The 18,626-nt window shown below is 63.1% G+C and carries 15 protein-coding genes; 3 read left to right on the top strand and 12 right to left on the bottom strand.

Annotated features, from left to right (window positions below; genetic code table 11):
* Positions 1–31 precede the first annotated feature (31 nt).
* The 9 genes from AC6CIG_RS07095 to cobU form a co-directional block, all read right to left on the bottom strand.
* Entirely contained in the window at positions 32–952 is a 921-nt protein-coding gene (locus AC6CIG_RS07095; RefSeq protein WP_018095246.1) for an ABC transporter permease, read from the bottom strand.
* Positions 952–1,848 carry an ABC transporter permease gene (locus tag AC6CIG_RS07090; RefSeq protein ID WP_102761297.1) on the bottom strand — a complete coding sequence of 299 codons (897 nt, stop codon included), beginning with the start codon at positions 1,846–1,848 and terminating at the stop codon, positions 952–954. The genes AC6CIG_RS07095 and AC6CIG_RS07090 overlap by 1 nt, the downstream gene beginning before the upstream one ends.
* The gene (locus AC6CIG_RS07085; RefSeq protein ID WP_127711064.1) at positions 1,829–2,443 is read right to left on the bottom strand and encodes an ANTAR domain-containing response regulator; all 615 of its coding nucleotides are present in this window, start codon (positions 2,441–2,443) and stop codon (positions 1,829–1,831) included. The genes AC6CIG_RS07090 and AC6CIG_RS07085 overlap by 20 nt, the downstream gene beginning before the upstream one ends.
* Positions 2,440–3,606, bottom strand: coding sequence for a transporter substrate-binding domain-containing protein (locus AC6CIG_RS07080; protein ID WP_437409188.1), 1,167 nt, complete (start codon positions 3,604–3,606; stop codon positions 2,440–2,442). The genes AC6CIG_RS07085 and AC6CIG_RS07080 overlap by 4 nt, the downstream gene beginning before the upstream one ends.
* Positions 3,607–3,766: 160 nt before the next feature.
* Positions 3,767–4,192, bottom strand: coding sequence for an EamA family transporter (locus AC6CIG_RS07075; RefSeq protein ID WP_437412541.1), 426 nt, complete (start codon positions 4,190–4,192; stop codon positions 3,767–3,769).
* Complete coding sequence (cobO, locus tag AC6CIG_RS07070; RefSeq protein ID WP_100673746.1) at positions 4,192–4,836, bottom strand: cob(I)yrinic acid a,c-diamide adenosyltransferase; 645 nt, start codon at positions 4,834–4,836, stop codon at positions 4,192–4,194. Before cobO ends, AC6CIG_RS07075 begins: the two co-directional genes overlap by 1 nt.
* Positions 4,837–4,846: 10 nt before the next feature.
* The gene (cobN, locus tag AC6CIG_RS07065; RefSeq protein ID WP_437409185.1) at positions 4,847–8,662 is read right to left on the bottom strand and encodes a cobaltochelatase subunit CobN; all 3,816 of its coding nucleotides are present in this window, start codon (positions 8,660–8,662) and stop codon (positions 4,847–4,849) included.
* A gap of 39 nt (positions 8,663–8,701) precedes the next feature.
* On the bottom strand, positions 8,702–9,766 hold the full coding sequence (gene cobW, locus AC6CIG_RS07060) for a cobalamin biosynthesis protein CobW (RefSeq protein ID WP_018095253.1): 1,065 nt from the start codon (positions 9,764–9,766) through the stop codon (positions 8,702–8,704).
* Between the two features lie 3 nt (positions 9,767–9,769).
* The gene (gene cobU, locus AC6CIG_RS07055) at positions 9,770–10,297 is read right to left on the bottom strand and encodes a bifunctional adenosylcobinamide kinase/adenosylcobinamide-phosphate guanylyltransferase (protein WP_100673749.1); all 528 of its coding nucleotides are present in this window, start codon (positions 10,295–10,297) and stop codon (positions 9,770–9,772) included.
* Between the two features lie 764 nt (positions 10,298–11,061).
* Between cobU and AC6CIG_RS07050 the strand changes: the two genes are divergently transcribed.
* A complete protein-coding gene (locus tag AC6CIG_RS07050) occupies positions 11,062–11,970 on the top strand; it encodes a FecR family protein (RefSeq protein WP_437409184.1) in 909 nt (302 codons plus the stop codon).
* A gap of 64 nt (positions 11,971–12,034) precedes the next feature.
* Here the strand turns inward: AC6CIG_RS07050 and cyaD2 are convergent, their stop codons facing one another.
* The 3 genes from cyaD2 to AC6CIG_RS07035 all read right to left on the bottom strand — a co-directional run bounded on the left by cyaD2 (position 12,035) and on the right by AC6CIG_RS07035 (position 16,698).
* On the bottom strand, positions 12,035–14,212 hold the full coding sequence (cyaD2, locus tag AC6CIG_RS07045) for an adenylate cyclase CyaD2 (protein ID WP_437409183.1): 2,178 nt from the start codon (positions 14,210–14,212) through the stop codon (positions 12,035–12,037).
* A 124-nt stretch (positions 14,213–14,336) separates the two neighbouring features.
* On the bottom strand, positions 14,337–15,152 hold the full coding sequence (locus tag AC6CIG_RS07040; RefSeq protein WP_437409182.1) for an alpha/beta fold hydrolase: 816 nt from the start codon (positions 15,150–15,152) through the stop codon (positions 14,337–14,339).
* Between the two features lie 91 nt (positions 15,153–15,243).
* Complete coding sequence (locus tag AC6CIG_RS07035; protein WP_437409181.1) at positions 15,244–16,698, bottom strand: cobyric acid synthase; 1,455 nt, start codon at positions 16,696–16,698, stop codon at positions 15,244–15,246.
* A gap of 290 nt (positions 16,699–16,988) precedes the next feature.
* Here AC6CIG_RS07035 and AC6CIG_RS07030 point away from each other — a divergent pair, with 290 nt between their 5' ends.
* Together AC6CIG_RS07030 and AC6CIG_RS07025 are read left to right on the top strand one after the other, a co-directional pair.
* Positions 16,989–17,132, top strand: a complete 144-nt coding sequence (locus tag AC6CIG_RS07030) for a hypothetical protein (protein ID WP_010969600.1) — start codon at positions 16,989–16,991, stop codon at positions 17,130–17,132.
* A gap of 463 nt (positions 17,133–17,595) precedes the next feature.
* The gene (locus tag AC6CIG_RS07025) at positions 17,596–18,594 is read left to right on the top strand and encodes an ABC transporter substrate-binding protein (protein WP_437409180.1); all 999 of its coding nucleotides are present in this window, start codon (positions 17,596–17,598) and stop codon (positions 18,592–18,594) included.
* The last annotated feature ends 32 nt before the right edge of the window (positions 18,595–18,626 follow it).

The raw sequence follows: 18,626 nt of genomic DNA, 5'->3' as shown, positions 1-18,626 counted from the left end.
TTTCTTCGTGCTGCTGTTGGTTCTTCCCGCGTCAACGCAGCTTGATGCGCGGGTCGATAAGCGGTGTGATGAGATCGGCGAGCAGGTTGCCGAGCACGATGGCAAACGCAGAGACGAGCGTGACGCCCATGATGATCGGGATGTCCACCCGCTGGATCGCCTGCCAGGCAAGCTGGCCGATGCCGGGCCAGCCAAAGACGCTTTCCACCACGACTATTCCGGACATGAACAGACCGATGTCGATGCCGATCATCGCGATAACGGGCAGTATCGCGTTGGGCATTGCGTGCCGGAACAGGACCTTGGCGCGGCCCGCACCGGTTGCGCGCGCCGTGCGGATGAAATCCTGGCGCATCACTTCGATCAGCGAGGAACGCATCATGCGCGAATACCAGCCGGCGCCCAGGAAGCCGAGCGTAACGGAGGGCAGGACCAGATGGGCGAAAGTGCCATAGCCGCCAATCGGGAACCAGCCGAGCTTCACGGCGAAGACATAAAGCAGCAGGATGCCGATCACGAATTGCGGCGCCGACACCCCGACGAAAGACGCGATCATCAGCGTGTCGTCGGTGCGTGAGCCGCGCCGAAGCGCCGCGACGATCCCCATGGTGAGCCCGAAGATCAGTTCACAAGTGATGGCTCCGGCCATCAGCACGAGACTTGCGGGAAGCCGCGACGCGATCAGCGTCGCGACTTCGGTCTTCTGCAGGTAGGAGCGGCCGAAGTCGCCCTGCACCAGGCCGGAAACATAGCGCAGATACTGCTCGTAGAAAGGCAGGTTGAGCCCGAGCTGTTCGCGGATGTTCTCCACGGTCTGAGCCGTTGCGCTGCGGCCGGCGATCTGTCTGGCCGGATCGGCCGGTATCAGATAGAGGAGAACGAAGGTGACGAAGCTGATACCAAGCAGGATGACGACCGTCTGAAGCAGTCGCCGCGCGATATAGGCTGCCATCAATGCCTCCCCTGCTGCGTCGGATCGAGAACATCCCGCAGCGCATCGCCGACCAGGTTGAAGGCGAGCGCGAGCGCCAGGATCGCCGCACCCGGTATGAACACCAGCCACGGTGCCGAAGTGAAATAGGTCTGGTTTTCGAAGATGATGTTGCCCCAGGAGGGGATGGGCGGCTGCACGCCGATACCGAGGAAAGAAAGCGTCGCCTCAAGAAGCACAGTCGTCGCGATCCCGAGCGTCGCCCAGACGATGATCGTGGACAGGAGATGCGGAAGAATGTGACGGAAGAGAATGCGGCCGGCGCCGGCCCCCATGGCCCGCTCGGCAGTCACGAAATCCCGCTCGGCTATCGAGCGGGTTTCGGTATAGACGACGCGGGCGATCTGCACCCAATTCACCATCGCGATGACCATCGCCACGATCCACAGGCTGGGTGTGAAGATCGCGGCCAGAACGATTGCAAGGAGGAGCGCCGGAAAGGCCATCATCAGGTCGGTGAAGCGCATCAGCACGGTGTCAACCCAGCCGCGGAAATAGCCGGCTGCAATGCCGACGAGCGAGCCGATGACGACGGCAATGCCATTGGCGACCACTCCGATGACGAGCGAGGTGCGCGCGCCATAGATCAGCCGGCTCAGGAGGTCGCGTCCGACAAGGTCGGTACCGAGCCAGAATTGACTGTTGGGCGGTAGCGGCGCGCCTTCGATGGTCAGACCCTCGAAGAACTGCTCGTGCGGGTCATAGGGCACGATCCAAGGTGCAAGCGCTGCTGCGCCCACCACCACGATGATGACCGCAAGACCGATGAGCGCAAGCGGCCTGCGAAGAAGGCGCGTCCACACGCCCGGTGTCCTATTCTCTTTGCTGCGCGCCGTTTCAGCGACCATGGTCGGCATTCTTCAATCCGTGGTTCTCGAATTCCTGGACGATCGCCGCGGCAACGTCCTCGATGCTGCAGCTGCGCGACATCGCCGTCAGGCGCAGGTGCTGGTAGGCTTCGCTGGCCCCGCAGTTCTTCCGGAGCATCAGCAGCGCCGTTGCCTCCGCAAGTTCCTGGCGTCGCGTCAGGCGATGCTTCAATGCGGCGACGTCACGATCGAGCGCATGGCGGCGGACAAAACTGTGGCTTGCGACCATCAGAGCACTGTACAGCCCGGCGCTGCCGATGGGCTTCAGAAGCTGCGCGTCGGCCCCTTGCGCGATAGTCCAGGCGATGCGGCCGGGTGCCTCGGAGCCGATCAGTGCAATCATCGGCATGGGTGCTTCCCCCTGACGCCAGGGAAATTGCTCGTCGTGGCCCATATCTGCGTCGATAAGGAGGACGTTGAACTCCTCTGCAGATCGGTCACCGGGAAAATCCGGCCAGGCCTGTTCCGCCGCAATGCCTATGCGGGCGCATTGGGCAAAGAGAGCGTCGACGTTCTGATGCGGCCGGTGCAGGATGAGCGCCCGCCAGCCATCGAAATTCGGGGTGTTATGAACAGATCTCATTTCACCACCTTCAGCTCAGGCCGCGCCTCGTTCCCTCCCATCGGGCGGACAAGCGGCGTGGATGTCAGGAACGGATCCGGCGTGATGGCTTCATACGAGCGCTTGACGATCTCGAAACTGCCATCTGCGCCCGCGCGGCCGATATGGGCCGGCAATTCCACATGGTTCGTCCATCGATCGACGCTGATGGCCCCGAGCGGTGTATCGACCGCCTGCCCGCACAGGGCGGCGCGTACACCATCCGCATCGTCGCTGCCGCTGCGCGCGATCGCCTCGGCGATCATCACCACGGCACTGAATGCCTGCACATAGAAGGCATCGACTACGGCGCCCGGATCCAGCGCCGCAAGTGTCTTCAGGAAGGCGTCGTTTTCCGGCGACTGGATCGTGCGGAAATAGCAGCTGACCGTGTAATGCCCCGCCGCGGCGTGTCCGAGCCCGGCGATCTCGCCCTCGTAGAGGTTGCAGCTGATGACCGGGCATCTATCCGGATGGAAGCGATCATCCGCTTCAGCGAGAGCGTGAAGCGCGCGCAGGAAAGCGTATGACGACGGGCCGATCAGGTTGTTCAGGATGAAATCCGGTTTCTTCTCGCGCACCTCGTCGATCAGGTGGACGATATCCGTGTCGCCCATCGACACGAAACGCTCGCCCAGGACCTCGCCGCCCGAGCGATGGAGAATGTCGCGTGCGATTCGGTTGGTCTCCCAGCCCCAGATATAGTTGGAGCCGACAAGCATCGCTCTGCTGCCGAACCGCGGCGCGATATAGTCGAGAAGCGGCACCAGGTGCTGGTTGGCACAGGCGGCAACGTAGATAAGGTTTTCGGAAACCTCGAAACCTTCATAGACGCAAGGATACCAGAGCAGCGCGTCGAGCTTCTCGACCACGGGAATCACTTCCTTGCGGCTCCAGGAGGTGGTGCAGCCCACCACATGGCGGACACCGTGCTCGCGGATCAGTTGCCTGCAAAGCGGTGCATAGCGATCCGCCTCGCCTGCGGGATCGAGATGATGGGCCTCGAGCCTGAACGGAAAACGCCCGGACGCATTGACATGCTCGATCGCTGCCATTGCGCCGCCAAAGCCTTGGCCCGCCGGCTGCGCGTAGCTCCCGCTCCGAGAGAACAATACTCCTACCGGGTAGGTAACGTTGCCTGTCATTCGCCCCTCAAATGCAAAAAGGCCCCGCAGAGAAACAAAGTTTCCCTTCGAGGCCCAGATGCCGACAGATAATTTCAGCCAAGCCTAACGTTAGGATACGACTTGTCAATACGAAAGGACATGGCGGCGACGATTTCCTGTCCGGATCTTGCCGTGCCCGCTAGAATACCGCCAGCAGAAGCGCACCGGCCGCAATCAGACCGACGCCGAGCCAGTTGATCAGATTGAGCTTCTCGCCGAGAAAAAGCACGCCGAACAGCGCAACGAATATGATCGACAGCTTGTCGACCGGTGCCACGCGAGCGGCATCGCCCAGCTTGAGCGCGCGGAAATAAGCGAGCCACGACGCCCCTGTCGCAAGACCGGACAGGCCGAGGAAGAGCCAGGTTCGGCCGGAGATCTCCGTTGGGCGCTGCCATTGTCCGGTCACTGCAACGATGCTCACGACAACGACAAGAATGACGGCTGTTCGGATCAGCGTCGCGAAGTCGGAAGTGATGTCTGCGACGCCGATCTTGGCGAAAATGGCAGTCAGCGCTGCGAAGACCGCGGAGAGCAGCGCCCAGAACTGCCAGGCCTGCGTCATCAGAATTCCACGCCCTTCTGACCCTTGATGCCCGAGCGGAAGGGGTGTTTCACCAGTTCCATCTCCGTTACCAGATCGGCGATCTCGATCAGGTCTTCCTTGGCGTTGCGGCCGGTCAGGACCACATGCGTCATGTGCGGCTTCTCCTCCTTGAGAAAGCGCACGACCTCGGCGACGTCGATGTAGTCGTAGCGCAGCGCGATGTTGATCTCGTCGAGGAGCACCATGGAGTTGCGTTCGTCGCGGATGAGCTCCTTTGCCTTCTCCCACGCCTTTGCCGCCATTGCGACGTCGCGCGCGCGATCCTGCGTCTCCCAGGTGAAGCCTTCGCCGAGCGTGTAGAACTGGCAGATAGCGCCGAAATGTTTCTCGATCAGATCACGCTCGCCCGTGTGCATGGCGCCCTTGATGAACTGAACGACGGCGCAGGGCATTCCGTGGGCGATGTGGCGAAAGATCATACCGAAGCCGGCCGTCGATTTGCCCTTGCCCTTGCCGGTGTGGACGATGATCAAGCCTTTTTCGTCCGTTTTGGTGGCCATGATCTTGTCGCGGGCGGTCTTCTTCTTCGCCATCTTCATGGCGTGGCGCGCTTCGTCCTTCTCGGCGATCGGTTCGCCGGTATTCGCGGTCTCGTCGTTCATGATGTCCTCCCTATTGGTTTCCGGCCATCAGGCGGTCGGTAGCCGCGCGGCCGGAAAGGCTGTTCAGTTCGAATCGCGCCGAGTTGGAGCGCGGGTTCCATAGGCCGCGGTCGATCGCCTCCAGCAGCCTCTCCGATATTTCCGAAAGCGCGGCCGGGTTCTTTTCGCGCAGGAACCGGAGGACTCTTTCGTCGGCAATATAGGCCTGATAGGCTGCCTCGAAATGATGATCGCGCACCGCCCCGGTGGTCGCAGCGAAGGCGAACATGTAATCGATCGTCGCGGCGATTTCGAAGGCTCCCTTGTAGCCGTGGCGCATCACGCCGTCGATCCACTTCGGATTGACGACGCGGGCACGCACCACGCGGCCGATCTCCTCCTCGAGCGAGCGGATGACCGGCTTTTCGGGGCGCGAATGGTCGTTGTGGTAGATGGCCGGACGCTGACCGCCGAGATGCTCAGCCGCAGCGCTCATGCCGCCCTCGAACTGGTAGTAGTCGTCGCTGTCGAGCAGATCATGCTCGCGGTTGTCCTGGTTCTGGACCACGGCTTCGATCGAGCGCAGGCGCTCCTCGAAAAGGCCCCGCTCCGCCTTTCCATCCTCGCCGGCACCGTAAGCGTAACCGCCCCAGATGAGGTAAGCCTCGGCAAGATCGCCGCGCGTTTCCCAGTTCTTCTCATCGACAAGCGCCTGCAGGCCCGCTCCGTAAGCGCCGGGTTTCGAACCGAAGACGCGATAGGAGGCACGGCGTTGAGCCTCCTTCACGTCGGCGCCCCGCTCTTCCCACCGCCGCGTTTCGGCACGCATGCGGGCGGCGATCATATTGTCGGCATCGTCCTCGTCGAGCGCGCCGACCGCGCGGACCGCCTTGTCGAAGAGTGCTATCTGCTCGGGAAAGGCGTCGCGGAAGAAGCCGGATATACGCAGGGTGACGTCGACACGGGGACGGCCGAGAACGGCAAGCGGAACGATTTCGTAGCCGGTCACGCGGCGCGAGGCCATGTCCCAGACGGGCTTTGCGCCGATCAGTGCCAATGCCTGGGCGATGTCGTCGCCGCCGGTACGCATGTTGGAGGTGCCCCAGGCCGTCAATCCGAAAGAGGACGGCCATTCGCCGTGGTCCTGCAGGTAGCGGCGGATAAGCAGCTCCGCCGATTTCCTGCCGAGCTCATAGGCCGCCGGAGTCGGCACGGAGCGGCTGTCCACCGAATAGAAGTTGCGCCCCGTCGGCAGCACGTCCGGCCGGCCGCGCGTCGGCGCACCCGAGGGACCGGGGGCGACAAACCGGCCGTCGAGGCCGGTCAGCAGACCCTTGATTTCCGCCTCGCCGGAGCTCTGGATCGAAGGCTTCAGCCGCGTCTCGACCACGTCAAGTACGGCGCGGCTGTTGGTCCATCCCACCGGGCAGACGATTTCGCCTGAAACGAGCTTCGCTGCAAGCAGTTCGATGCGCTCGACGGTGTCCCCGGCGGTGCGCCATGGCGCATCCGAGAGGGCGGCGAGAAGATCAGGCTTCGGGCCGGCCCAAGGATCGGACATGACGCAATCGAGCGGGTCGAAGGGTTGCGGCAAAGCCACGTGCAACCTCAAGTCCGCCGCAATTGCCCGCTGCAGGCTCTGATCTCCGCCCTCACCCAGACCCCGCGGCACACGGGCGAGCGCGACCGTAAGATCGGTCAATAGCCTTCCCTCCGGCGCCAGGCCGAAGATATGCAACCCGTCACGGATCTGCATTTCCTTAAGGTCGCAGAGATAGGCATCGAGTTTTTCGAGTGCCTGGTTCTCGCTGTCGCCCTTCTCGATGCCGGCGTCGTGGTCGAGGCCGATGTCGCGGACGAGATCGAGGATCTGCCGGCTGAGCAGCTTGAGCCGCCGGGGATCGCCTCCCGCAGCCTCGTAGTATTCGTCGACCAGCGCCTCCAGGTCCTTCAGCGGTCCGTAGGACTCCGCCCGCGTCAAAGGTGGCGTCAGATGGTCGATGATGACGGCGCTCGTTCGCCGCTTGGCCTGCGTGCCCTCGCCGGGATCGTTGACGATGAAGGGATAAAGATGCGGCATCGGGCCGAATATCGCCTCGGGGTAGCACTCTTCGGAAAGCGCCAGCGCTTTTCCGGGGAGCCATTCGAGGTTGCCGTGCTTGCCCATATGGACGATCGCATGGGCGCCGAATACCTCGCGCAAATAGGCATAGAAAGCGAGATAGCCGTGCGGCGGCACGAGGTCCGGATCGTGATAGGTTTCCTTCGGATCGATATTGTAGCCGCGCGCCGGCTGGATGCCCACGAGCACATCGCCGAAGCGCGCGAGCGGCAGAGCGAATACGCCGTCGATGTAGAAGGCGTCGGCCTGCGGCGCGCCCCAGCGCACGGTCACTTCCTGCTGAATCTTTTTCGGAAGCGCATTGAAGAAACCCTTGTAATGATTCAAGGAAATCGTTTCGCGGATTTCCCGGTCGCCGCTCGCCGCATTGGTCGGCCCGGCCATCAGAAAGCGGATCAGCGCGTCGCCGTCATCAGGAACATTGCCGACAGCATAGCCTTCCGCGGTCATCGCTTTCAGCACTTCGATCGTGCCGGCAGGCGTATCGAGACCCACGCCGTTTCCGAGGCGTCCGTCGCGGTTCGGATAGTTGGCCATGACGATGGCAACCCGGCGGCGCCCGGGCGGGGTCCGGCGCAGCTTCGTCCAATTGGCGGCAAGGCGCGCCGCGAAACGCGCGCGATCCGCAAGCGGCTCGTGTCCGACGATATTGGCCTCCACCAGCGGGTCGTAAACCGAGGCAGCCTTGAAGGAAACGGCACGGGAGAGAACCCTCCCGTCCACCTCCGGCAACGCGACATTCATGCCGAGATCGCGGGCCATCAGCCCTTGAGCCGAAGCTTCCCAGGCCTCCCGCGACGAGCCGGAAAAGATGACCTGCAGCACCGGCGCGCCGCCTGATTCGAGCACGGTCGGCTGGCGGTCCGCGCCGGGTGCGGAAACGGCAAAGCCCGTGGCGTTCATCACGACATCCGGCACTGCTTCGGCGAAGATCGCTTCGACCGTGCCGATCGAGACCGGATCCTTGAGGCTGGAGACGAAAACGGGGAGCGCCCGCACAGCCTCGGCCGCCAGAGCCTCGATCAGCGCCTCCACCGGCTTCGTCTCTCCGCTCTGGACGAGCGCGCGGTAGAAGCAGATGGCGACGGTGGGTTCGTGTTCCGCTCTGTCCGCCTGCCCGGGGGTTACAGCCCGACGCGATTCGGACAGGCGCACCCATTCCTCGACGCCGATCACGCCCCTGCCAGGCCACCATATCCCCGCCTTGAGCAGCGGTCGCGCCGGCTGCGGCTTGTCGCCGCCATCGATCAATGCCTGCGCGTAATCGAGGAAAAGGCCGGCATTCTCCGCGCCGCCTTCGGTGCAATACGCCCAAAGACGCTGCCGGTCTTCCACCGATACGGTGGAAAACGGGTCGAGGCCCGGATCCGGCTTGTCGTCGCCCGGCAACACGGCAATCTGGAACTTATTCGCAACCGCCGCGGCGTAGAGCGCCTCCAGGACGTAACGGAAGTAGCTCGCACCACCGAGCGGCCGTACGACGATCAGTTTCGCATGCCTCGCCGTGCGTTCGACGTAAGTGTCGACCGACATGGGGTGCATGAGATTCATCAGGCTGGCGATCCGCAGGCTTCTTGCGCCCGCGCGCTGACGATGGGCAGCCGCGATCGAGGCAAGCTCCGTATCGGCCGCCGACAGGAACAATATGTCGCCCGGGCTCTGTCCCAGGTCGATCGCCTCATTACCGTCGGCGATCGTTCCTTTCTGAGCTAGGAGGAGATGCATGGATGCTCCCTGGACTCCTCGTTCAAATTCGAAGCCATTTCACGCGAGCGCCGAAATCGCTGCGCGCACGGCGGGCTCGTCCATGTCATGCAGCCCGATGACGACGAGACGCGTGCCGCGTGTTTCGCCGGAAGCCCATGCGCGGTCGAAATACTGGTCGATGCGGCTGCCGACCGCCTGGACCAAGAGGCGCATCGGCTTGCCCGGAACGTCGACGAAGCCCTTGAGGCGCAGCACGTCGTGCTTTGAGATGACGCCCTTGAGCTTTTCGATGAAAGCGGCAGGGTCGGCTATGGCGCCAAGCTCTACGACGAAGCTGTCGAACTCGTCATGATCATGCTCCTCGCCTGCCTCATGCTCCATCTCGTGGTGAGACTTGCGGTTGACGATATCGCCCTCCGTACCCACTCCGAGCCCGAGCAGGATGGCGGCGGCTACCTCGCCGTTCCTCGCCTCGATCATCGTCGGCTTGCGGCTGATGCGGGAGGCCACCTCTTCGCGCACGGACTGCAGCCCCGCGGCGTCGATAAGGTCCGTCTTGTTGAGAACGATGAGGTCCGCGGCGGTGAGCTGATCCTCGAAAAGTTCTTCGAGCGGGCTCTCGTGGTCGAGATTATCGTCGCCGACACGCAGCGCGTCTACCTTGTCGTGATCATCGGCAAAGCGGCCCGCGGCGACCGCCGCACTATCGACGACGGTAACGACGCCGTCGACCGTTACCTCGCTGCGGATGTCCGGCCAGTTGAATGCGGCGACGAGCGGCTGCGGCAGCGCCAGGCCGGAGGTTTCGATGACGATATGATCCGGCCGGTTCTCCCTCTCGAGCAGCTTCGTCATGGTCGGGATGAAGTCGTCGGCTACGGTGCAGCAGATGCAGCCATTGGTCAGTTCGATGATGTCCTCTTCCGAACAGGCTTCCGCTCCGCAGCCCTTCAGCACATCGCCGTCGACCCCGAGATCACCGAATTCGTTGATGATCAGCGCGATGCGCTTGCCGTCGGCATTCTGCAGGAGGTTGCGGATCATCGTCGTCTTGCCGGCACCGAGAAAGCCGGTGATGACGGTAGCCGGTATTTTGCCCTGCGGCGCCCTTGCGAGTGTCATGAATCAACCCTTCATTTTCAGCGGCAGTCCGGCCGCGACAAAGTAAACTTCTGCGGATTTCTCCGCCACGATCTGGTGGAGCCGGCCGGCGTGATCGCGAAAGTCGCGCGCCATCCGGTTTTCCGGGACGATCCCGAGACCGACCTCGTTAGAGACGAAAACGAGTCGCGAGCGCGCCGCGGGCAGAAAGGCGGCGAGCGCGGCGAATTCGGCGGCCATGTCGCGCTCCTCCATCATCAGATTGGTCACCCACAGGGTCAGGCAGTCTATGAGAACAGCCCGGCCGGGCTCATCGATGCGGCGAAGCAGCCCCACGAGATCGAGCGGTTCCTCGTGGGTGGTCCAACCCTTCCCCTGCCGAGTAGCCTGGTGAAGGGCGATGCGTTCCCGCATCTCCTCGTCGAAAGCCCGGCCGGTCGCAAGATAGTGCATCGGAGACCCGGTGGCCTCGACGAGTTTTTCCGCGAAGGTGGATTTTCCCGAACGCGCGCCGCCAAGCACGAGGATCGGGCCGAGATTGGAAATGTCCATACCGCCTGCCCTAGAGAAGGCTATAGCGGCAACGGCGCGCGCCGAGAACGCGTTCGATCGAAGACCTGTGAGCCACGACAACCTCCGTGCTGGCATCGGGGAGCATCTCCCCTCGGGCGGAATGCCCTGACGAATGGCAGGTCTCCTGGCTCACGGCGTCACGATCCTCATGGCCGCACGTTCGACGAACCGGCTCGGCCCGAAAAACGATGCGTCAAAAGACCGAACGGGCTCGCCTCGCCTTCCCGGCGTTTGCGGCATCGCGAAAGGCGGACGATTCGTAGAAGAAGAGGCGTCCTGCCTGGCTCATCGCAATGCCACGCCAGTGGCTTTTCCGACATGCCGCCAAACTTCACGAGACTGCCCCATGCAGCGCGTTGAAATCCGGCGAAATGCCCGATGGCGAACCCTGACCGTTCTACAGTCGCGGGGTCGGCTGCGATAAGGGCGCCCGGCGTGGGTCCGCCCCGTCGCATTCCCATTTACTCCCTCGCCCCACCTCGGCACGAGGGAACCATCCATACTTGCGTTAATTATGAAGCGGCGGCGGCAAAGTCAATCGACGGCCTGCGACACCGGGACCGCCGATTACGGCAGAAATGCGCTTTCGCGCCGGCTACCCCGAACGGGTAAGCAGACACTTCCGGCCCGGCCATGATAAGAATGAATGCTTGGGGTCCGGCGACATTGTGTCGATCCGGTTATCATTCACGCTCATGATCCCCGGACCACGTCGGCCGCAGGAGATCATCGTGGAGGGTGCGATGTTTCACTTGCGTCGTGCCGCAATCGCTGCTTTGGCCGCAGCGTTTTACGGTTCCATGCCGACGATTGCCGCCGAACCGGTTGGAGAAGCGGTCCGGATCAGGACGGTCGTCACCGGCAGCGGCGGGCCGCTCGTGGAGCGGGACGCTGTTCACCGGGACGAGCGAATAAGCACGTCCCGATCTGGGCTCGGCCAGTTCGTGTTCCGCGACGGCAGTAAATTGGCGGTGGGGGCAGGCTCTTCCGTCGTCATCGACAAGTTCGTCTTCAACGATTCGAAATCGGTGCAGCAACTCACCGTCGCCGCCGCCAAGGGCACGTTTCGTTGGATCAGCGGAAATTCGAAGCACTCGGCCTATCAGATCTTGACGCCTGCCGGAACGATCGGCGTACGCGGAACCGTGTTCGACTTCTACATCGGCAACGACGGAACGACGGCGATCGTTCTCCTGGAGGGCGCGGCCCGGTTCTGCGGCCCGGCGGGATGCCAGCAGCTCACCCGACGCTGCGATTGCGTGATCGCAAAGCGCGACGGCACCATGACGGACACGCACAAGGCCGGTCGCCGCACACTGGCGACACTCGGAAACCGGAAGGCCCTGCCCTTTCTTTCGGGCGACCAAAGACTTTCTGCCTCCTTCGGCGGCATGAGCGGCAGTTGCGGCATTTCGGCCGCTATCGAGATCAAGCCGACCACGCCGGAACGGGCACGGCCGCCCGAAAAAGCAAGCCCGCAAAAGGCGCCCCGCCCGGGCAAGACGCCCAGCAACGAGCCCGGCAAGCGTGGCCTCGACAAGGGGAAGAAAGGGCAGGACACGGGCAAGAAGGGACAGGACACCGGCAAGAAGGGCCAGGATAGCGGCAAGAACGGGCAAGTGGACACAGGCACGAAGAAGGGCCGCGGTTAGAGCACTCCCAGGAAAAATGTGTAACGGTTTTCCGTCCGGAAGTGCGTTGGATCAAATGGTCTCTCTATTCGGCGGATCTGGCTTCGTCTGCGAACGGCAAAGATTCACCGGCAAAGTGGTCTGTCCGGCGTCCGATGCGGCGGTAGAAATCCGATAATCCCCCGCACAGAGCCGGAGCCTTGAGCTTTGCGGCATTGACGAGCTCTCTGCGGGGCCGTGACCTTAAACGCATCGCCCCGATCAACTGTTCATGAATGCGCCGCAGCTCGGAAAACTCGGCCGAAGCGGCCATATGCTCGTCACCGACCACGGCGAATACCCGCGTTCGCGTGCTCTTGCCCTTCAGCGCCAGCGCCCCCGCCTCCAGCACGGCGCACCGTTCGCCCAGATCCGCCGTCGTCTCGGATATCAGAATATCGAAGCCGACGTCCTTGCAGGCAGCCTCGATCCGGGCGGCGACGTTGACCGCGTCGCCGACGGCCGAATAGTTGAAGTGCATCTCCGCTCCCATATTGCCGACGCAGGCAAGCCCGGTATGGATCCCCACACCGATCGCCACCTTTTGGTCGCTCCCGAAGCCGAAGGCGTCGCTCTCGTTGAGGCGGGCGAGCGTCTCGCGCATGGCCAAGGCGGCGCGGATGGCCTTGCCGGGGTGATCGGCGACGTCGATGGGCGCATTCCAGAACGCCATGATCGAATCGCCAATGAACTTGTCGAGCGTGCCCTCATTGGCGATGACATGGCGGCTCAGCGCGTCGAGCAGCGTGTTGAGAAACCGGACCACCTCTCCCGGCGTCAGGCGCTCGCTGATCTCCGTGAAGTTGCGCACGTCGACGAACATGATCGTCAACTCACGGTCATCGCCGCCGAGACGCAGGGCGTCATGCGTATGCTCGATGCGATAGAGGAGCGAGGGCGACAGGTACTGGCCAAAGGCGCGCCGAACCACGCGCCGCTCCCGGTCTATAACCAGGAAACGATAGGCGGTTGCCGCAAAATGGGTGATCGATCCGGCAAGGATCGGAGCCAGAGGGTCGAACAGCAGGCCTGCATAGAGGAAGGCTGACCAGGAGGCCGCGAGGGCCAGCGCAGTTATCAGAAGGCCGCAGGCAAGCGCGACGGCCGGGCTGACGAAGGTGGTCAGCAGGACGAGCAGGCTGCCTGCAGCCGCGATCGCAAGGATTTCCAGCCCGTCCGCCCAATCCGGACGGGAGAGAAAACGGCCCGAGAGAACCTGTTCGACAGTCTGCGCGTGCAGCGACACGCCGGGCACGTCGTGTCCAAGAGCCGTGGTGCGGATGTCCTGCAGGCCTGCTGCCGACGTGCCCACGAATACGATACTGCCTTCGATCGCTGCCCTCGTTTCGGCGGAAACTCCGCCGGGCGCCAGCACCCGGCCGGCAGAGACATATCTTTCACCGCGATCGGGACTGACATAGAGCCAGAGTTCGCCCGCCGCGGTCACCGGCACCACGAATTCGCCGACCTTGATCAGCGTGATGGTATCAGGCGCATCCGGAGCACCCGCTACGATGTAGGTGGAAGCGCCCTGAGCCACGCGCAGCGCTTCGAGGGCCAGGTTCGGATAGAGTTGCTCGCCATCGCTCAACAGCAGCGGGACGGCGCGCACAACGGCCGACGGCCTGCCGGGATTGAGGCTGATATGGCCCAGGCCCACGGCACTGGCTTCGAGTTGTGGCCTCAAAGGAGTCGCAGCCGTAAGCCGCGGCGGCGCATCGAGCGGGCTTTCGCCGGTGAAGGCGAATCCCGCTTTCACCGGCGGCCGGTAGTTGCCTGCGTTGGAAAGGCCGAAACCGAGCACGACGGGCCGGTCGCCGATCGATCGGGAGAGTATCTCGTCATTGTCCGGCAGCCGCTCAAGGAGCGCCGGATCGACCCCGGCGACATCGCGCATGACGCTGCGCGGCGAAAGACGGTCCGGTTCGGAGAACAGGATGTCGAAGGCTATCACCGCCGCCCCCATTTCCGAGAGCCGGTCGACCAGTGCGGCAACGCGGTCGCGCGGCCACGGCCACTGGCCGAACTCTTTCAGCGACGCCTCGTCGATGTCGACGACGCGAACCGGAACGTCCTCGAAGCTGCGCGGCGCCAGGCGCTGATACTCGTCGAAAGTGAGATCTCGGGCGAGACGCAAAAGTGGCGGATCGCTTGCGCGCAGCACTGTGAGCGCCGCGACGATCACCAGGCCGATAATGACCCCTATTAGCTGCGTGCGTGCCATGGCAGCGCCCTTCGCCCGGACGCCGTCGCCATGCACAGCGGCGAAGAGGTCGTCCTACCCGAAAACCATGCTGCATTTTTCGCAAGGCGTATGCAACGGAGAACGTGACGACGGGTGTTAAGCCTCAGGTCCTGGTTGGAAGCACCTTGTCGAGAAATGCAAGCATGGCGCCGTTGAACACGTCGGGCCTCTGCAGCGGCGCAAAGTGGCTGACGTGTTCAAGCGTGATCAAGTCGGCTGCGGGAATGCTCCGCGCGAGATATTGGGCGTGCTCTCTCTTTATGAACTCGTCCTTCTCGGCCTGCACGATCGCGACCGGCACTCGGATGCCGGCGAGGTCGCCCGCCGAGTAATTGGGTTGCGTACTCATCATCTCGCTGACGGCCGAGACGAAGTCATCGAACTCATCAGGCGTCGCCGACAATTCGGCATAGTCTTTCCGGTGCCGGGCGAAGCAACGGTCGATAACCGGAGTGGCCTCGAATTCTGTCGCGCCGCTCGGGTCCATGTTGCAGCCGAAGAAGAAGACGCCGGCAACGCGCGTTGGAGCCGCGCTCGCAAGCACGAGGCCGATGCACGCCCCGTCGCTCCAGCCCACCACGGCGAATTTCTGAAGCTTCAGCATGTCGGTGACGGCAAGGACGTCGGACGCCATCACTTCGTAGCTGTAGGGCCGCTCATCGCGCGTGCTGCGCCCATGTCCGCGGCTGTCGATGAGCACGACGCGACGGCCGGCCTCAAGAAGCGGCGCAAGCTGATAGCCCCAATTGCCGCTGTGGCCGAGGCCGCCGTGCAACAGGACCACCGGTGCTCCCGCGCCATATGTCGAATACCATATCCGGGCGCCATCGCGCTCCACATAGCCCTGCTCCGCGGCCGGAGGCAGAGCCGGTGCGCCCTGGGCTTCGAACTGCCGAAGATCGTCGTCGTATTGCTGCATTCCGATCCTTTCAACGAGCCGTTTTCTGCGCTTCCGACACGATACGGTCCGGGTGAGAAATGCCAAAAGGACACGCCTCGTCCGGCCGGCCCTACCCCAAAAGCGTGCCGAGCCATGTCCGATCGAGTACCGCTTCGAGTTCCCCGGCAATCTCGTCGAGAGCCGCATCCACCGACTGGCGGTAATTGCCTCCCCCGCCTTCGATACCGAAGCTCTTGAGCAACGCGGAACGGTAGGCGTCGCTTGCGAAAAGACCGTGCAGATAGGTGCCCATCACGCGGCCGTCCGCCGACATCGCTCCATCCGGGCGGCCGTCGATCTCGACCGGCGCGCGGCTACAATCGGCGCCGGTCGTCTTGCCGAGATGGATTTCGTAGCCTTCGAGCGCGACGTCGTATTCTCGCGACCAGGCGCGGCTGTTGCGAACCGTCTTTTCCGGAGCCATCTCCGTCTCGACGGAAAGCAGCCCCAGCCCCTCAATCGCGCGCTTGCCGCCCTCGATACCGAGCGGATCGGTAACCCGGCTTCCGAGCATCTGATAGCCGCCGCAGATACCGACGACCCGGCCACCGCGGCGCATATGCCGGTCGAGGTCCCGGTCCCAGCCCTGCCTGCGGAAATCCTCGAGATCGGCAATGGTGGACTTCGAGCCGGGTATGATGATGAGGCCCGCATCGTCTGGAAGCGGCGCCCCCGGCCGAACGAAGACGATGTCCACGTCCGGCTCCGCGGCCAGGGGATCGAGATCGTCGAAATTGGCGATCCGCGACAGGACGGGGACCGCGACCTTCAGCGCCTTGCCGCCGCCCCGCGTCAGCCTCTCGATAACGACGGAGTCTTCGGCGGGCAGCCGCCCGGCACTTTTCAGCCAGGGCACGACGCCGAAGCAAGGCCAGCCGGTAAACTGGCGGACCGATGCGATGCCGTCGTCGAAGAGCGTAACATCGCCGCGGAATTTGTTGATGAGGTAGCCGGTGACCATGCGCCGGTCGTTCTCCGGCAGGATCGCATGCGTGCCGACCAGGGACGCGATAACACCACCGCGGTCGATATCGCCGACGAGAACGACGGGTACGTCAGCGCGGGTGGCAAAGCCCATATTGGCGATGTCGCCGGCGCGCAGGTTGATCTCGGCCGGCGAACCGGCGCCTTCGACGATCACGAGATCGGCGCCGGCTGCCACCTGCTCGAAACTCTCCATGACAGAGCCGAGGAGCCTTGGCTTGAGAGCCTGGTAGTCCCTCCCCTTGGCCTGGCCGGCCACCTTGCCCTGGACGACGATCTGGCTGCCCACGTCCGATTGCGGCTTCAGGAGCACCGGGTTCATATGCACGGAGGACGGCACGCGTGCGGCAAGCGCCTGGAGCCATTGCGCACGGCCGATCTCGCCGCCGTCGTCAGCAACGGCGGCATTGTTCGACATGTTCTGGGGCTTGAACGGTTTTACGCTGAGGCCATGATTGGATGCGAGCCGGCAGAGGCCCGCCACCAGTACCGATTTTCCGACATCCGAGCCGGTTCCCTGCAGCATGATCTTGCGTGTCATGCCTTTCCCGTAGCATCGAAAGCGCCTGCCGCAAAGCTCCGTCCCGACGCGATTCCGCCGTGATTGCGTCACCGGCGGTCGCGGTGCGTTTCCGGCCTTCTTCAAGCGTTCTGGAGCGGGAGGATGAAACCTGTGTGCGGTTTATTTTTCAGGATCTGAAGATTCTCGCGAGCTAGCTCAATTGCGACATGCGGTGCCGAGCCTGGCATTCAAGCCGTCGCGGCAAGAGCCTATATCCGCGCCATCGAAACTCCGCCGGAAAATTGCCCGGTCTCCCAAGGTAGAAAGTCATGCTGTTCGTTTTCGGCAAACCCAACTTCGTTCAGATCGCCTGGAACTCCAAGGCGCCGAACGGCCAGTCCCGCGTCCGTAATGTAGTCGCGGAAGCGCCGGTCGGCCCACTCGGCCTCATCCGCACGTCCAACGTCGGATAAAGCGCCACGTCGCGTTCGAAACCGCCCCCTTTTTGGGGCGGCTGCTTCACGATTCCCGCCCTGAAATGCAAAAGCCGCACCCAACCGTTGGAATGGAAGGGTGCGGCGATCAGATCATTCCGCTGAATATCGGGTCCGGTACGCACTACCTGATCCGGACCTGCGGCAGTCGCCCGCCGCAGGCAGACAATTATCCCCACAACCTTACCGGATCGTTATTGAGGCCTTAACCAAAGGTGAATTTCGGCGATTTCGCCGTTCGCGTCCTCGGTACCGCGAGCTCCTCGCGGCGCAATATGCCGCCGGCGACCGGCGCCGGATCGAAAAGGTTGATTTCTCGACGCGAACACTTAGGCTTGCCGCAATGACAACGAAGTGGGCTGGCAGCTTCAGCGCGCGGGAGCGATTGGGCGGCGCTCCATCCACCATGTGTGGCCGCAGTGACGTGAAGGTGTCGACGGACATGAAAAAACTCCTTGCTACCCTCATCCTCACGGCGGGCATATGGTCTCTGGCGGGCCCTTCCAGTGCTGCCGAATGTGGCGGCGTCAGCATCGCCGAGATGGACTGGGCATCGGCGGGCGTCGCGGCTCACGTGGACAAGTTCATTCTGGAAACCGGCTATGGATGCAGCGTGAAGCTCGTCGCTGGCGACACGATGCTGACCTTTACCTCGATGAACGAGAAGGCGGAGCCCGACCTGGTGCCGGAACTGTGGATCAACTCCGTACGCACGCCTTTCGATGCCGCAATCAAGGAAGGCCGCCTCGTCGAAGGCGCCAGAATCTTGAGCGAAGGTGGGGTAGAGGGCTGGTGGATTCCGAAGTTCATCGCCGACGCGCACCCGGACATTCGAACGGTGCAGGACGCGTTGAAGCACCCGGAACTCTTCCCTTCTCACGAGAACCCCGCAAAGGGAGCGGTCCACAATTGTCCTTCAACATGGAATTGCCGGTTTTCCACCGCCAACCTCTACAAGGCTCTCGAAGCGGACAAGGCCGGCTTCCAGCTGATCGATCCCGGTTCCGCTGCCGGGCTTGACGCGTCGATCGCCGATGCATTCGAGAAGAAGACCGGCTGGCTCGGCTATTATTGGGCTCCGACCGCCTTGCTCGGCAAGTACGAGATGACCTTGCTGTCTTTCGGCGTGGATCACGACAAGGCGGAATGGGACTCCTGCACTGCCGCCCCGAATTGCCCGACCCCAAAGGTAAACTCCTATCCGGTCTCGGACGTCTATACCGTGGTGACCAAGTCCTTTGCCGATCGAGCAGGCAGCGTCATGGACTACGTCCAGGCGCGGCAATGGGAAAACGCGACGGTAAACAAAGTTCTGGCTTGGATGGATCAGAACCAGGGGACGAACGAAAGCGCCGCCCGCTATTTCCTCGAAAACTTCCAGGAGATATGGACGCAGTGGGTAGGCCCGGAGGTCGCCGAAAAGGTGAAGGCCGCGCTCTAGATCACTGTGATCTTCGGTCGGATCGGCGCGAA

The organism is Sinorhizobium sp. GQ132 (assembly GCF_059758575.1).
Note: the sequence above shows the minus strand (reverse complement) of the source record. Positions and strands in the feature narration are given on the sequence as shown.

Coding starts and splice junctions, on each gene's coding strand:
- cobU (WP_100673749.1), bottom strand. CDS start 10,297: ATGGACATTTCCAATCTCGGCCCGATCCTCGTGCTTGGCGGCGCGCGT.
- AC6CIG_RS07040 (WP_437409182.1), bottom strand. CDS start 15,152: ATGCAGCAATACGACGACGATCTTCGGCAGTTCGAAGCCCAGGGCGCA.
- AC6CIG_RS07025 (WP_437409180.1), top strand. CDS start 17,596: ATGAAAAAACTCCTTGCTACCCTCATCCTCACGGCGGGCATATGGTCT.
- AC6CIG_RS07030 (WP_010969600.1), top strand. CDS start 16,989: ATGCTGTTCGTTTTCGGCAAACCCAACTTCGTTCAGATCGCCTGGAAC.
- cobN (WP_437409185.1), bottom strand. CDS start 8,662: ATGCATCTCCTCCTAGCTCAGAAAGGAACGATCGCCGACGGTAATGAG.
- AC6CIG_RS07035 (WP_437409181.1), bottom strand. CDS start 16,698: ATGACACGCAAGATCATGCTGCAGGGAACCGGCTCGGATGTCGGAAAA.
- cobW (WP_018095253.1), bottom strand. CDS start 9,766: ATGACACTCGCAAGGGCGCCGCAGGGCAAAATACCGGCTACCGTCATC.
- AC6CIG_RS07050 (WP_437409184.1), top strand. CDS start 11,062: ATGTTTCACTTGCGTCGTGCCGCAATCGCTGCTTTGGCCGCAGCGTTT.
- AC6CIG_RS07080 (WP_437409188.1), bottom strand. CDS start 3,606: ATGACAGGCAACGTTACCTACCCGGTAGGAGTATTGTTCTCTCGGAGC.
- AC6CIG_RS07095 (WP_018095246.1), bottom strand. CDS start 952: ATGGCAGCCTATATCGCGCGGCGACTGCTTCAGACGGTCGTCATCCTG.
- AC6CIG_RS07085 (WP_127711064.1), bottom strand. CDS start 2,443: ATGAGATCTGTTCATAACACCCCGAATTTCGATGGCTGGCGGGCGCTC.
- AC6CIG_RS07090 (WP_102761297.1), bottom strand. CDS start 1,848: ATGCCGACCATGGTCGCTGAAACGGCGCGCAGCAAAGAGAATAGGACA.
- cyaD2 (WP_437409183.1), bottom strand. CDS start 14,212: ATGGCACGCACGCAGCTAATAGGGGTCATTATCGGCCTGGTGATCGTC.
- cobO (WP_100673746.1), bottom strand. CDS start 4,836: ATGAACGACGAGACCGCGAATACCGGCGAACCGATCGCCGAGAAGGAC.
- AC6CIG_RS07075 (WP_437412541.1), bottom strand. CDS start 4,192: ATGACGCAGGCCTGGCAGTTCTGGGCGCTGCTCTCCGCGGTCTTCGCA.